The 13064-nt window shown below is 69.2% G+C and carries 11 protein-coding genes; 10 read left to right on the top strand and 1 reads right to left on the bottom strand.

Annotated features, from left to right (window positions below; translation table 11 throughout):
- The first annotated feature begins 416 nt into the window (after positions 1–416).
- The 3 genes from ACSYGO_RS18185 to clpX all read left to right on the top strand — a co-directional run bounded on the left by ACSYGO_RS18185 (position 417) and on the right by clpX (position 3264).
- Positions 417–1025 (top strand): ATP-dependent Clp protease proteolytic subunit, encoded by a 609-nt coding sequence (locus ACSYGO_RS18185; protein WP_028802636.1) that lies wholly within the window; start codon positions 417–419, stop codon positions 1023–1025.
- Between the two features lie 110 nt (positions 1026–1135).
- Complete coding sequence (locus tag ACSYGO_RS18180; protein WP_426682410.1) at positions 1136–1816, top strand: ATP-dependent Clp protease proteolytic subunit; 681 nt, start codon at positions 1136–1138, stop codon at positions 1814–1816.
- Positions 1817–1977: 161 nt separating this feature from the next.
- Positions 1978–3264: an ATP-dependent Clp protease ATP-binding subunit ClpX gene (clpX, locus tag ACSYGO_RS18175; RefSeq protein ID WP_028802634.1), complete on the top strand. Its 1287-nt coding sequence runs from the start codon at positions 1978–1980 to the stop codon at positions 3262–3264.
- Positions 3265–3425: 161 nt separating this feature from the next.
- Here the strand turns inward: clpX and ACSYGO_RS18170 are convergent, their stop codons facing one another.
- On the bottom strand, positions 3426–4379 hold the full coding sequence (locus tag ACSYGO_RS18170) for a hypothetical protein (protein ID WP_460387066.1): 954 nt from the start codon (positions 4377–4379) through the stop codon (positions 3426–3428).
- Between the two features lie 136 nt (positions 4380–4515).
- On the opposite strand from ACSYGO_RS18170, the gene ACSYGO_RS18165 reads away from it, so the two are divergent.
- The 7 genes from ACSYGO_RS18165 (at position 4516) to mreD (ending at position 13055) form a co-directional block, all read left to right on the top strand.
- Positions 4516–7140 carry a valine--tRNA ligase gene (locus ACSYGO_RS18165; protein WP_426682408.1) on the top strand — a complete coding sequence of 875 codons (2625 nt, stop codon included), beginning with the start codon at positions 4516–4518 and terminating at the stop codon, positions 7138–7140.
- Positions 7141–7435: 295 nt separating this feature from the next.
- On the top strand, positions 7436–8974 hold the full coding sequence (gene folC, locus ACSYGO_RS18160; RefSeq protein WP_426682407.1) for a bifunctional tetrahydrofolate synthase/dihydrofolate synthase: 1539 nt from the start codon (positions 7436–7438) through the stop codon (positions 8972–8974).
- A gap of 5 nt (positions 8975–8979) precedes the next feature.
- Complete coding sequence (locus ACSYGO_RS18155; RefSeq protein ID WP_426682406.1) at positions 8980–9333, top strand: DUF4233 domain-containing protein; 354 nt, start codon at positions 8980–8982, stop codon at positions 9331–9333.
- Between the two features lie 159 nt (positions 9334–9492).
- Positions 9493–9906 carry a nucleoside-diphosphate kinase gene (gene ndk, locus ACSYGO_RS18150; RefSeq protein ID WP_095934321.1) on the top strand — a complete coding sequence of 138 codons (414 nt, stop codon included), beginning with the start codon at positions 9493–9495 and terminating at the stop codon, positions 9904–9906.
- Positions 9907–10221: 315 nt separating this feature from the next.
- The gene (locus ACSYGO_RS18145) at positions 10222–11241 is read left to right on the top strand and encodes a rod shape-determining protein (RefSeq protein WP_028802628.1); all 1020 of its coding nucleotides are present in this window, start codon (positions 10222–10224) and stop codon (positions 11239–11241) included.
- 188 nt (positions 11242–11429) lie between these two features.
- Positions 11430–12368: a rod shape-determining protein MreC gene (mreC, locus tag ACSYGO_RS18140; RefSeq protein ID WP_426682405.1), complete on the top strand. Its 939-nt coding sequence runs from the start codon at positions 11430–11432 to the stop codon at positions 12366–12368.
- An 18-nt stretch (positions 12369–12386) separates the two neighbouring features.
- A complete protein-coding gene (gene mreD, locus ACSYGO_RS18135; RefSeq protein ID WP_426682404.1) occupies positions 12387–13055 on the top strand; it encodes a rod shape-determining protein MreD in 669 nt (222 codons plus the stop codon).
- The last annotated feature ends 9 nt before the right edge of the window (positions 13056–13064 follow it).

The following is a 13064-nucleotide window of genomic DNA, read 5'->3' as shown; positions in this document are numbered from 1 at the left end:
CCCTCGTCGCCCTCGCCCAGGGACGCCCGGGGACCTGTCCGCCAGGGTCCCCGTCGGCTCGCTCAGGGGCGCGGGGGACTGCGCGAGCGACCCCCACCTCGCCGCAGCCGCGTCCCGGCCCTCGGGGACCCCCACCGGGTGCGGCCTTTCGGGGGTACACGCGGCCGACCCGAGCGGGCGGACAAGGGGCCCGGGGCCCTGGTGAAGCCGGCGCAGCGCATGCGCTCACAGCGAACAGTTCCCTCTGCGGGATTCCCCGGAGGGAGCCGCGCGTTAGGGTCCATGAATACGAGGGCAGGGGAGTCCCCGGACGCCGCCGGGAGGCGGTGCGGAACCCGGGGTCCCAGGCCCCTGCAGAAGACGTGAGACGGCCCGGCGCCGTCGTAAGACGAGCAGGTGGATACGTGACGAATCTGATGCCCTCCGCCGCCGGTGAGCCCAACTTCGGTGGTGGCCTCGGCGACCAGGTCTACAACCGGCTGCTCAACGAGCGGATCATCTTCCTCGGCCAGCCGGTGGACGACGACATCGCCAACAAGATCACCGCGCAGCTGCTGCTCCTTGCCTCCGACCCGGACAAGGACATCTACCTCTACATCAACAGCCCCGGCGGATCGATCACGGCCGGCATGGCGATCTACGACACCATGCAGTACATCAAGAACGACGTGGTGACGATCGCCATGGGCATGGCGGCCTCGATGGGCCAGTTCCTGCTCAGTGCCGGTACCCCCGGCAAGCGCTTCGCCCTGCCGAACGCCGAGATCCTGATCCACCAGCCCTCCGCCGGCCTCGCCGGCTCCGCGTCGGACATCAAGATCCACGCCGAGCGGCTGCTGCACACCAAGAAGCGGATGGCGGAGCTGACCTCCTTCCACACCGGGCAGACGGTCGAGCAGATCACTCGTGACTCGGACCGCGACCGCTGGTTCGACCCGATCGAGGCCAAGGAGTACGGCCTCATCGACGACATCATGCCCACCGCTGCCGGTATGCCGGGCGGCGGCGGCACCGGGGCGGCGTAACCGGCGTACGCGGCGCACTGTGGCGTGAGCCGGAGTGCATCGACGTACACGCGCCCCTCAAGGCCCCCAGCCGACCGCCTCAGCCCTTTTCAGGCTCTTCAGGAGACACAGTGAACGACTTCCCCGGCAGCGGCCTCTACGCCCGCACGCAGGCCGAGTACACCGGCCCTCGCGCGGAGTCCCGCTACGTCATCCCGCGCTTCGTCGAGCGCACCTCGCAGGGCGTGCGTGAGTACGACCCGTATGCGAAGCTCTTCGAGGAGCGCGTGATCTTCCTCGGCGTGCAGATCGACGACGCCTCCGCCAACGACGTCATGGCACAGCTGCTGTGCCTGGAGTCGATGGACCCCGACCGTGACATCTCGGTCTACATCAACAGCCCCGGCGGCTCCTTCACGGCGCTCACGGCCATCTACGACACGATGCAGTTCGTGAAGCCGGACATCCAGACGGTCTGCATGGGCCAGGCCGCCTCGGCCGCCGCGATCCTGCTGGCCGCCGGTACGCCGGGCAAGCGCATGGCGCTGCCGAACGCCCGTGTGCTGATCCACCAGCCCTACAGCGAGACCGGCCGCGGCCAGGTCTCGGACCTCGAGATCGCGGCGAACGAGATCCTCCGGATGCGTGCGCAGCTGGAAGAGATGCTGGCCAAGCACTCGACCACGCCGATCGAGAAGATCCGCGAGGACATCGAGCGCGACAAGATCCTCACGGCCGAGGACGCCCTGTCGTACGGCCTGATCGACCAGATCATCTCCACCCGGAAGATGAACAACGCCGACGTCCGCTGACGCGGACTCTGTATCGTCTGCCGCCCCTTGGCGTGGTTCACGACAAAGTGAACCACGCCAAGGGGGGCCCGAACGGGGGGCTCGGCAAGGTACCGTCGGACATAAGGCAGCACCAGGAGCCGCTGGACCTAGGCGTCTCCCAGGCGAAGGGGAAGCACACCGTGGCACGCATCGGTGACGGCGGCGATCTGCTCAAGTGCTCGTTCTGTGGCAAGAGCCAGAAGCAGGTCAAGAAGCTCATCGCAGGCCCCGGTGTGTACATCTGCGACGAGTGCATCGATCTCTGCAACGAGATCATCGAAGAGGAGCTCGCCGAGACGAGCGAGGTGCGGTGGGAGGAACTCCCCAAGCCCCGCGAGATCTACGAGTTCCTGGAGGGGTACGTGGTCGGCCAGGAGTCGGCCAAGAAGGCCCTCTCGGTCGCGGTGTACAACCACTACAAGCGGGTCCAGGCCGGCGAGAACAGCACCGGCCAGAACCGTGACGACGCCATCGAGTTGGCGAAGTCGAACATCCTGCTGCTCGGCCCCACGGGCTCGGGCAAGACGCTCCTGGCGCAGACTCTGGCCCGGATGCTGAACGTGCCGTTCGCCATCGCCGACGCGACCGCGCTGACCGAGGCGGGGTATGTCGGCGAGGACGTCGAGAACATCCTGCTGAAGCTCATCCAGGCGGCGGACTACGACGTCAAGAAGGCCGAGACCGGCATCATCTACATCGACGAGATCGACAAGGTCGCCCGTAAGAGCGAGAACCCGTCGATCACGCGTGACGTGTCCGGTGAGGGCGTCCAGCAGGCACTGCTGAAGATCCTGGAGGGCACCACCGCCTCCGTACCGCCCCAGGGCGGCCGCAAGCACCCGCACCAGGAGTTCATCCAGATCGACACGACGAACGTGCTGTTCATCGTGGGCGGTGCCTTCGCGGGCCTGGAGAAGCTCATCGAGGCGCGGGCGGGCGCGAAGGGCATCGGCTTCGGTGCGACCATCCGCTCCAAGCGGGAGCTGGAGTCCAAGGACCAGTTCGAGGACGTCATGCCCGAGGACCTGGTCAAGTTCGGCATGATCCCCGAGTTCATCGGGCGTCTGCCCGTCATCACCTCGGTCCACAACCTGGACCGCGAGGCCCTGCTCCAGATCCTCGTCGAGCCGCGCAACGCTCTGGTGAAGCAGTACCAGCGCCTCTTCGAACTCGACGGCGTGGAGCTGGACTTCGAGCGTGAGGCCCTGGAGGCCATCGCCGACCAGGCCATCCTCCGCCAGACCGGTGCGCGTGGTCTGCGCGCCATCATGGAGGAAGTCCTGATGTCCGTGATGTACGAGGTCCCCTCCCGCAAGGACGTCGCCCGGGTCGTCATCACGGCGGACGTCGTCCACTCGAACGTGAACCCCACCCTGATCCCCCGCGACGCCCGCCGCGGCGGCTCGGGGGAGCAGAAGACGGCGTAACGCCGGCCAGGCATACGCAGAAGGGCGCCCGGTGCATCTCACCGGGCGCCCTTCTGCGTGCGAACAGCCGGTGCGCGTCGGCCGGCCAACTGCCCTGAGCGCAGACGGAGGTGGGGCCCGGCCGTCCGGCCGGGCCCCACCTCCGTCGTCAGGTCCGCGCGTCAGATCTTGACGCGGACGTCCTTGCGGAGCTTGGCGGCGATGTCGGCCGCGGCCTCCGGAGTGCTGCCCTTGCCGGCCATCATGCTGGCGATGTCGATCGGCATGACGAACCCGAGGGTGCTGTGGTCGCCCCAGATGCAGACCGGCATCGTGAACTCGCTGGGGCCGCCCGAGGAGGACTTGTCGTTCTTGACCTTGACCTCCTGGCACTTGAGGACGGCACCGTCGAGGCCGCTCGGCTCGTAGGCCTTGGGGCTGCCGACGAGTTCGCCGTCCTCGGTGCCCTCCTTCTCCTGGTTCTTCTTCATGTCGGCGAACATGTTGTCGACGGCCTTCTCGGGGTCGTCGATGGTGCCGTAGACACCGCCGAACGAGATCTGCTTCATGGCGAGCGGGTTGCTCTCGTCACCCGACTGGTACGCCGCGCTCACGTCCTTGGGGTCCTGCACACCCCAGCCCTCGGCGTCCTTCAGGTCCGACTTGGTCATGCCGCCGGTGTCGTCGGACTTGTCGCTCTTCTTGTACTCGCCGTTGATCACCGTCGCCGGCGTCGTCAGCTTGTGCGGGCCGTCGTCCGCGACGTCCGAGCCGCCGCCTCCGCCGCCGATCACGAAGTACGCGCCCACCGCGATCGCCGCGACGACCGCGACCGCGCCGATGATGAGGCCGGTCTTCTTCTTGCCGCCTTCCGGGGCCGGCGGCTGCGGCACGGCGCCGTAGGGCTGCTGGCCGTACGGCTGCTGGCCGTAGGGAGGGGTCTGCGGCGGGACGCCCTGGGGGGCCTGCTGCGGGTAGCCGTAGCCGGGCTGCTGCTGCGCGGGCGGTGTCTGCTGGGGGTAGCCATAGCCGGGCTGGGGGGCCTGCGGCGGCTGCTGGCCGTACGGGCCCGGCTGACCGTGCGGTCCGGGCTGCTGGGGCTGCCCGCCGTACGGGCCCGGCTGGTTGTAGCTCATTACTGGGTTCCCCTCCAGATGCTTATGTGTTCCGAACATCCTGACGCACAGGTCAGGCGCCCCACCCCCCGGGGGCCGCACCGTTACGAAAGAATCGTGTTTCGGGACAGGGGCGTGACGCCCCTAAACTGACCCCGTGACCGACAACGCTCAGCAGCAGCCGCCAGCATCCACTCCCGAACTGCCGACCCAGTACGCGCCGGCCGAGGTAGAGGGGAAGCTGTACGAGCGCTGGGTGGACAAGGGGTACTTCGCCGCCGACGCGAAGAGCGAGAAGCCGGCGTACACCATCGTCATCCCCCCGCCGAACGTCACCGGTTCCCTGCACCTGGGCCACGCCTTCCAGCACACGCTGATGGACGCCCTCACCCGCCGCAAGCGCATGCAGGGGTACGAGGCCCTGTGGCTGCCCGGCATGGACCACGCCGGCATCGCCACCCAGAACAAGGTCGAGCAGCAGCTCGCCGAGGAGGGCAAGTCCCGGCAGGACCTCGGGCGCGAGGAGTTCGTCGAGCGCGTCTGGCAGTGGAAGGAAGAGTACGGCGGCAAGATCCTCGGCCAGATGCGGCGCCTCGGGGACGGCGTCGACTGGGACCGCGAGCGGTTCACCATGGACGAGGGCCTGTCGAAGGCCGTCCAGACCATCTTCAAGAAGCTGTACGACGACGAGCTGATCTACCGCGCCGAGCGCATCATCAACTGGTGCCCGCGCTGTCTGACGGCGATCTCGGACATCGAGGTCGAGTACCAGGAGGACGACGGCGAGCTCGTCTCCATCAAGTACGGGGAGGGCGACGAGACCCTCGTGGTCGCCACCACCCGTGCCGAGACGATGCTCGGCGACACCGCCGTCGCCGTCCACCCCGACGACGAGCGGTACAAGCACCTGGTGGGCAAGCGGATCAAGCTGCCGCTCACCGACCGGACCATCCCCGTCGTCGCCGACACCCACGTCGACCCCGAGTTCGGCACCGGTGCCGTCAAGGTCACGCCCGCCCACGACCCGAACGACTTCGCGATCGGCCAGCGCCACGGCCTGGAGTCGATCACGGTCATGGACGAGCGGGCCGTCATCACCGTGCACGGGCCCTTCCAGGGCCTGGACCGCTTCGAGGCACGCAGCACCATCGTCGCGGCGCTGCGCTCGCAGGGCCGGATCGTCGCCGAGAAGCGCCCCTACGTCCACTCCGTGGGCCACTGCTCGCGCTGCCGGACGACCGTCGAGCCGCGCCTGTCCATGCAGTGGTGGGTCAAGGTCGGCCCGCTGGCGCAGGCCGCCGGTGACGCGGTCCGTGACGGCCGGGTCGCCATCCACCCCGCCGACATGTCGAAGCGCTACTTCGACTGGGTCGACAACATGCACGACTGGTGCATCTCGCGCCAGCTGTGGTGGGGCCACCGCATCCCCGTCTGGTACGGGCCGGACGGCGAGGTCGTCTGCGTCGGTCCCGACGAGGAGGCGCCGACCGGTGAGGGCTGGCGTCAGGACACGGACGTCCTCGACACCTGGTTCTCCTCGGGCCTGTGGCCGTTCTCCACGCTCGGCTGGCCGGAGAAGACCCCCGACCTGCAGAAGTTCTATTCGACCGACGTCCTGCTCACCGGCCACGACATCATCTTCTTCTGGGTCGCCCGGATGATGATGTTCGGTCTGTACGCGATGGACGGCGAGGTCCCGTTCAAGACCATCGCCCTCACCGGCCTGGTCCGCGACGAGCGCGGCAAGAAGATGTCGAAGTCCTTCGGCAACGTCGTCGACCCGCTCGACTGGATGGACAAGTACGGCTCCGACGCCGTCCGCTTCACCCTGGCCCGCGGTGCCAACCCCGGTACGGACGTGCCGATCGGCGAGGACTGGGTCCAGGCGTCCCGGAACTTCGCCAACAAGATCTGGAACGCCACCCGCTTCGCGCTGATGAACGGCGCGACGGTCGAGGGCCCGCTCCCCGAGCCGGAGAAGCTGTCGGCGACCGACCGCTGGATCCTGTCCCGGCTCAACAAGACCGTGGCCGCGGTCGACGCGTTCTACGAGGACTTCCAGTTCGCGAAGCTCTCCGACGCGCTCTACCACTTCGCCTGGGACGAGGTCTTCGACTGGTACGTCGAGCTGTCCAAGACGACGTTCATGGGCGGCGGCGAGGCCGCGAAGGTCTCCGGCCGGGTCCTCGGCGAGGTCCTGGACGTGACGCTGCGCCTGCTCCACCCGGTCGTCCCGTTCGTGACGGAGACCCTCTGGACCACCCTCACCGGTGGCGAGTCGGTCGTCGTCGCCGACTGGCCGAAGGACAGCGGCTTCCGTGACGACGCCGCGGAGCGGGAGATCGAGTCGCTCCAGCAGGTCATCACCGAGGTCCGCCGGTTCCGCGCCGACCAGGGCCTCCAGCCCGGCCAGCGCGTCCCGGCCCGGCTGACGCTCGACGGCACGGCGTTCGCCCCGCACGAGGCGGCCATCCGCCAGTTGTTGCGTCTGCAGCCGGAGGGCGACGGCTTCTCGGCCACGGCGACCCTGCCGGTCGCGGGCGCCGAGGTCGCCCTCGACCTGTCGGGCACCATCGACGTGGCCGCGGAGCGCAAGCGCCTCGCGAAGGACCTCGCGGCCGCCGAGAAGGAGAAGGCCCAGGCGAACGCCAAGCTCGGCAACGAGGCCTTCCTCGCCAAGGCACCGGACAACGTCGTGGAGAAGATCCGCACGCGGCTCGCCAAGGCGGACGAGGACATCGCCCGTATCCAGGCACAGCTGGACCGCCTGCCCGAGGCGTAGGCACCGGTGCGTGACACCCCGGGGAGCCCCGCTCCCCGGGGTGTTCCGCTGTCCGGCCCGTCCAGCACCCGGGGTGCCCTTCACGCGTGCGGCGCCCGGCGACGGGGATGTCCTCCCGCCCGTCCGGCGCCCGGCGAGCGCGGCGCCCGCCGGCCTGTCCGACGCCCGGCGCCGAGGCCGTACGCGCCTGTGCGGGGCCTCAAAAGCCTCACGTGCACGGACCCGGGACGGGTCGGGCGGACGGGGCGAAAACCCCACACGAACACAACCCCGCGGCGCTCCGTAGACTGGCCTCGTGAGTGACCTGCCCCCGCACGACAGCAGCGAGCCGGACGAGCCGGAGCCCCGCGATCCGCTGGGTCTCTTCGACGAGATCGTCGCGGCCGAGACCGACCGAGACCCCGACCTGGCGGTGATCGAGGCCGGCAGCCGCACCCTGCGCACCCAGGGCGGTGGCGCCCCGACGGCCGACGTCCCCGCGCGCCCGGCCGACCCCGAGGTCGACAAGGCGCTGCGCGAGGTCGAGGCGGAGCTCGCGACCCGCTGGGGCGAGACCAAGCTGGAGCCGTCCGTCGCCCGGATCGCCGCCCTGATGGACGTGCTCGGGGAGCCGCAGCGCGCCTACCCCTCCATCCACATCACCGGGACGAACGGCAAGACGTCCACGGCCCGCATGATCGAGGCCCTCCTCGGCGCCTTCGACCTGCGCACCGGGCGGTACACCAGCCCGCACGTGCAGTCCGTCACCGAGCGGATCAGCCTGGACGGGGCGCCGATCTCCGCCGAGCGGTTCATCGAGACGTACGAGGACATCAAGCCGTACGTGGAGATGGTCGACTCGCAGCAGGAGTACCGGCTGTCCTTCTTCGAGGTGCTGACCGGCATGGCGTACGCGGCCTTCGCGGACGCGCCGGTCGACGTGGCCGTCGTCGAGGTCGGCATGGGCGGCAGCTGGGACGCCACCAACGTGATCGACGGTGACGTCGCCGTGGTGACGCCCATCGACCTCGACCACACCGACCGGCTCGGCGGGACGCCCGGCGAGATCGCCGTGGAGAAGGCCGGCATCGTCAAGCAGGGCGCCACCGTCATCCTGGCGCAGCAGCCGGTCGACGCGGCCCAGGTGCTGCTGAAGAAGGCCGTGGAGGTCGACGCCACCGTCGCCCGCGAGGGCCTGGAGTTCGGCGTCGTCGCACGGCAGGTCGCCGTCGGCGGACAGCTGGTGACGCTGCGCGGGCTCGGCGGGGAGTACGAGGACGTCTTCCTGCCGCTGCACGGGGCGTACCAGGCGCACAACGCGGCCGTGGCGCTCGCCGCGGTCGAGGCGTTCTTCGGCGTCGGCGCCGCCCGCGCCGAGCGGCTCGACATCGACACCGTCCGCAAGGCCTTCGCCTCGGTCTCCTCGCCGGGCCGCCTGGAGATCGTGCGCCGCTCGCCGACCGTCGTCCTGGACGCCGCGCACAATCCGGCCGGAGCCCGGGCGACCGCCGAGGCCGTCAGCGAGGTCTTCGACTTCAGCCGGCTGATCGGTGTCGTCGGCGCGAGCGGCGACAAGAACGTACGCGGGCTGCTGGAGGCCTTCGAGCCGATCTTCGCCGAGGTCGTCGTGACGCAGAACTCCAGCCATCGCGCGATGGACGTGGACGAGCTGGCCGGGGTCGCCGTCGAGATCTTCGGCGACGAGCGGGTGCAGGTCGAGCCGCGGCTCGACGACGCCCTGGAGGCCGCGATCACGCTCGCCGAGGAGGAGGGCGAGTACGCGGGCGGAGGCGTCCTCGTCACCGGTTCGGTCATCACGGTCGGCGAGGCCCGGCTGCTGCTGGGGAGGGGCTGACCCACATGCGTACGCTCTGTGCTTCGACGCTGATCGGCGAGTTCTTCGTGATCGGTTTCGCCGGGCTCGTCGCCATGAAGGACCCGGATCTGTCGACGTCCACGGTGTGGACCGTCAGCGGGATCGTCATGGCGTTGAGCGTGCTGCTCTGCGGCATGATCACCCGGCCCGGGGGTGTCCAGCTCGGCTGGGCGCTGCAGATCGCGCTGATCGCCGCCGGGTTCGTGGTGCCGTCCATGTTCTTCCTCGGCGCGATCTTCGCCGCCCTGTGGTGGGCGTCCGTCCACTACGGTCGCAAGATCGACGAGGCGAAGGCGAGGTTCGCCGCCCAGGCGGAGGCCGGCGGCAACGCGGCGTAGCCGCCCGCGACTTGTCCCTCCCGCGCGCCGCGTGGGAGGGCCCGTCCCGGGAGGCCGGGCGCGTCCGAAGCCCGTCACGGCTGACTCTGCGTAACAGGCACCCGGACACGCCCTGTAGCCTCGGTCATCCGCACACTTGTGACCTGAAGGAGCCACCCCGTGAGCCAGCGCACCCTCGTCCTGCTCAAGCCCGATGCCGTCCGTCGGGGACTGACCGGCGAGATCATCAGCCGTATCGAGCGCAAGGCGGGCTGGCAGATCACCGCGCTGGAGCTGCGGACGCTGGACCAGGACACGCTGGAGCAGCACTACGGCGAACACAAGGGCAAGCCCTTCTACGAGCCGCTCGTGGCGTTCATGTCCTCGGGCCCCGTCGTGGCGCTGGTCGTCGAGGGCGAGCGCGTCATCGAGGGTGTGCGGGCGCTGGCCGGCCCGACCGACCCGATCGCCGCGGCCCCGGGCTCCATCCGTGGTGACTTCGGTGTCATCGTCCGCGAGAACCTGATCCACGCGTCGGACTCCGAGGAGTCGGCCGAGCGTGAGCTGAAGATCTTCTTCCCGGGTCGGGTCTGAGGGTCGCGGACGTCAAGTTTTCGAATTATTTTCTGAGGGGCCGTCACGTCACTCGGATGCCTGACCTGGGACGGCCGATGATTTTCGGCCGTCCCGTGGCATATGCGTGGCGATCGGGGGAACGCATGCCTCCGATGGCCCGTCTCCAGAAGCGAGGCGGTTCATCATCTGCTGACAATGGCGAAGACCCTCGCGCAGTGTTCGGGCAGGCGCGTCTACGATGGAAGCCTTCACGTCGCTGCACCCACCTCGCCGTCCTAAAAAGCCGTCAAAGCTCCACTTGGGAAGGCCAGACGAATCCTGATGGGGAACTCAATGTCGTTCATCGGCCGTGACATGGCTGTCGACCTCGGGACCGCCAACACGCTGGTGTACGTCAGGGGTCGCGGGATCGTACTCAACGAACCGTCCGTCGTCGCGATCAACACCAACACCGGTGGGATCCTGGCGGTCGGCGCGGAAGCGAAGAAGATGATCGGCCGGACGCCGGGCAACATCGTGGCCGTGCGCCCGCTGAAGGACGGTGTGATCGCCGACTTCGAGATCACCGAGCGCATGCTCCGCTACTTCATCCTGAAGATCCACAAGCGGCGCTACCTCGCCCGTCCCCGTGTCGTCGTCTGTGTCCCCTCCGGCATCACCGGCGTCGAGCGCCGTGCCGTCATCGAGGCGTCGTCCCAGGCCGGCGCCCGCCAGGTGCACATCATCGAGGAGCCCATGGCCGCGGCCATCGGATCCGGCCTGCCGGTCCACGAGGCCACGGGCAACATGGTGGTGGACATCGGCGGCGGCACCACGGAGGTCGCGGTCATCTCGCTCGGCGGCATCGTCACCGCCCAGTCCATCCGCGTCGCGGGCGACGAGCTGGACAATGCGATCATCCAGCACATCAAGAAGGAGTACAGCCTCCTCCTCGGTGAGCGCACCGCCGAACAGATCAAGATCACGATCGGTTCGGCGTACGACCTGGACGCCGACGAGCACACCGAGATCCGTGGCCGGGACCTGGTCTCCGGACTGCCCAAGACCGTCGTCATCTCCGCGGCCGAGGTCCGCAAGGCGATCGAGGAGCCGGTCAACGCGATCGTCGACGCCGTGAAGACGACGCTCGACAAGTGCCCGCCCGAGCTCTCCGGCGATGTGATGGACCGCGGAATCGTTCTGACCGGCGGCGGCGCGCTGCTGCGCGGTCTCGACGAGAGGCTGCGGCGCGAGACCGGCATGCCGATCCACATCGCCGAGGACCCGCTGGACAGCGTGGCGCTCGGTTCCGGCAAGTGTGTCGAGGAGTTCGAGGCGCTCCAGCAGGTCCTGGACGCCCAGCCCCGCAGATGACGTAACACTTCGATTCCGCCGTACGAGATCATCCCTTCTCGTGCGGCGGATCGTTGATATGGAGGCATAAACTCCTCCGACATGGAGTCACATCCTCCCCATAACAGCCTGATCGCCCCGTGAGCATCTTCTTGCTCGGGGTTCGCCCCTGTTGAACCATTCCAACGAGGAAGGCACGGCCGCCGCACGTGAGGGACACACGAGAGAGCCGGCTGCTCCTGGTGCTGCTGATCGCCATCGCGTTCGCACTGATCACGGTGGACATCCGCGGCGGGCAGGACTCGCCGGTGGACGGTGCCCGACAGGCCGCCGCCACCGTCTTCGGCCCGATCGAGAACGGGGTGTCGTCCGCGGTCGACCCCGTCGGCAACGCGATCTCGGCGGTCCGTGACTCCGGCGACCGGCACGACCGCATCGCGCAACTGGAGCGTGACAACGCGGCGTTGAAGGCGAAGCTCGGAAGCGACGACCGCAACCGCAGCCGCCTCAAGCAGCTCGACAAGATGATCAAGGTGGCCGGTGAGGGCCAGTACGGCATCAAGGGAGCCGAGGTCATCGCCATAGGGGCCGCCCAGGGCTTCTCCTGGACCGTCACCATCGACGCCGGCGCCAACGACGGCGTCAAGCGCGACATGACCGTCCTGAACGGCGACGGCCTGGTCGGCCGCGTCACCACGGTGGGCCCCGACACCGCGACCGTCCTCCTCGCCAACGACCCCGACTTCACCGTCGGTACGCGCATGGAGTCGACCGACGAACTCGGCTTCGCCTCCGGGCAGGGCGACCGCCCGCTGCGCGTCGAACTCCTCAACGGCAAGGCCAAGATCAAAAAGGGTGACCGGCTGATCACCTTCGGCTCGCAGGCCGACAAGCCCTTCGTGCCCGGCGTCCCCGTCGGTGTCGTCTCCCGTGTCGACCCGTCCGGCGGCGGCCTGACCCGCACGATCTACGTCAAGCCGTTCGTCTCGTTCACCAAACTCGACATCGTCGGCGTCGTCGTCACGGCCCCCCGCAAGGACCCGCGCGACGAAGTGCTGCCGCCCAAACCCAAACCGACGCCCACGCCGACGGTGACCGTCACGGTCACCCCCTCGGCGGACGCGACCGACGACGGCCAGCAGCAGTAGCAGGAGGAGCCGAATCCCATGCGTTTCAACCGGATGCTGCTCTCCGCCACCCTGGTGGTCGTCGCCCTGGTGATCCAGGTGAGCGTCCTCGCCCGGCTCCACCTGCCGGGCGCCGTCCCGGACCTGGTGCTGCTGACCGTCCTCGCCCTCGCCATGGTCTACGGCCACGTCGGCGGAGCCCTCATCGGCTTCGGCGCCGGTCTGCTCGCCGACCTGGCACCGCCCGCCGACCACGCCGCCGGACGCTACGCGCTCGTCCTGTGCGTCATCGGCTACCTCGCCGGACTGGTGAAGCCCGAGACCGGCCAGCTCAAGTCCGCGACCGGACCGATGGCCGTGGTCGTCGCCGCCGCGATCGGATCCACGCTGCTGTACGCCGGTGTCGGCGCCCTCGTCGGCGACACCGCCGCCCGCCATGTGGGCCTCAGCAGCCTGCTGCTCTCGGCCGCGCTCTACGACCTGCTGCTCGCGCCGTTCGTCGTCCCCGCGCTGATGGCCCTGGCCCGGCGGGCCGACAACGACCCGCTCGCCGAGGCCGGTTCCGCCAAGGCCGCCGACGTCTCCGCCGGCTGGCTCTCGTCCGGCACCGGCCTGCGCATCGGCGGTCAGCGCGGCGGCCTGCGCGTCAAGGCGGCCAAGGCGCGTGTCGCCCGCGCCGGACGCATCAAGGGGGTCAAGCGGCTGTGAGCGCACCCC

This window comes from Streptomyces krungchingensis, assembly GCF_054729265.1.
The sequence above is the reverse complement of the archived record's forward strand: the minus strand, read 5'-3'. Positions and strand labels throughout refer to the sequence as shown.

Excerpts from the sequence above, each read along its gene's own strand:
- ACSYGO_RS18185 (WP_028802636.1), top strand. The coding sequence starts at position 417 with ATGCCCTCCGCCGCCGGTGAGCCCAACTTCGGTGGTGGCCTCGGCGAC.
- ACSYGO_RS18170 (WP_460387066.1), bottom strand. The coding sequence starts at position 4,379 with ATGAGCTACAACCAGCCGGGCCCGTACGGCGGGCAGCCCCAGCAGCCC.
- ACSYGO_RS18155 (WP_426682406.1), top strand. The coding sequence starts at position 8,980 with ATGCGTACGCTCTGTGCTTCGACGCTGATCGGCGAGTTCTTCGTGATC.
- ACSYGO_RS18145 (WP_028802628.1), top strand. The coding sequence starts at position 10,222 with ATGTCGTTCATCGGCCGTGACATGGCTGTCGACCTCGGGACCGCCAAC.
- mreD (WP_426682404.1), top strand. The coding sequence starts at position 12,387 with ATGCGTTTCAACCGGATGCTGCTCTCCGCCACCCTGGTGGTCGTCGCC.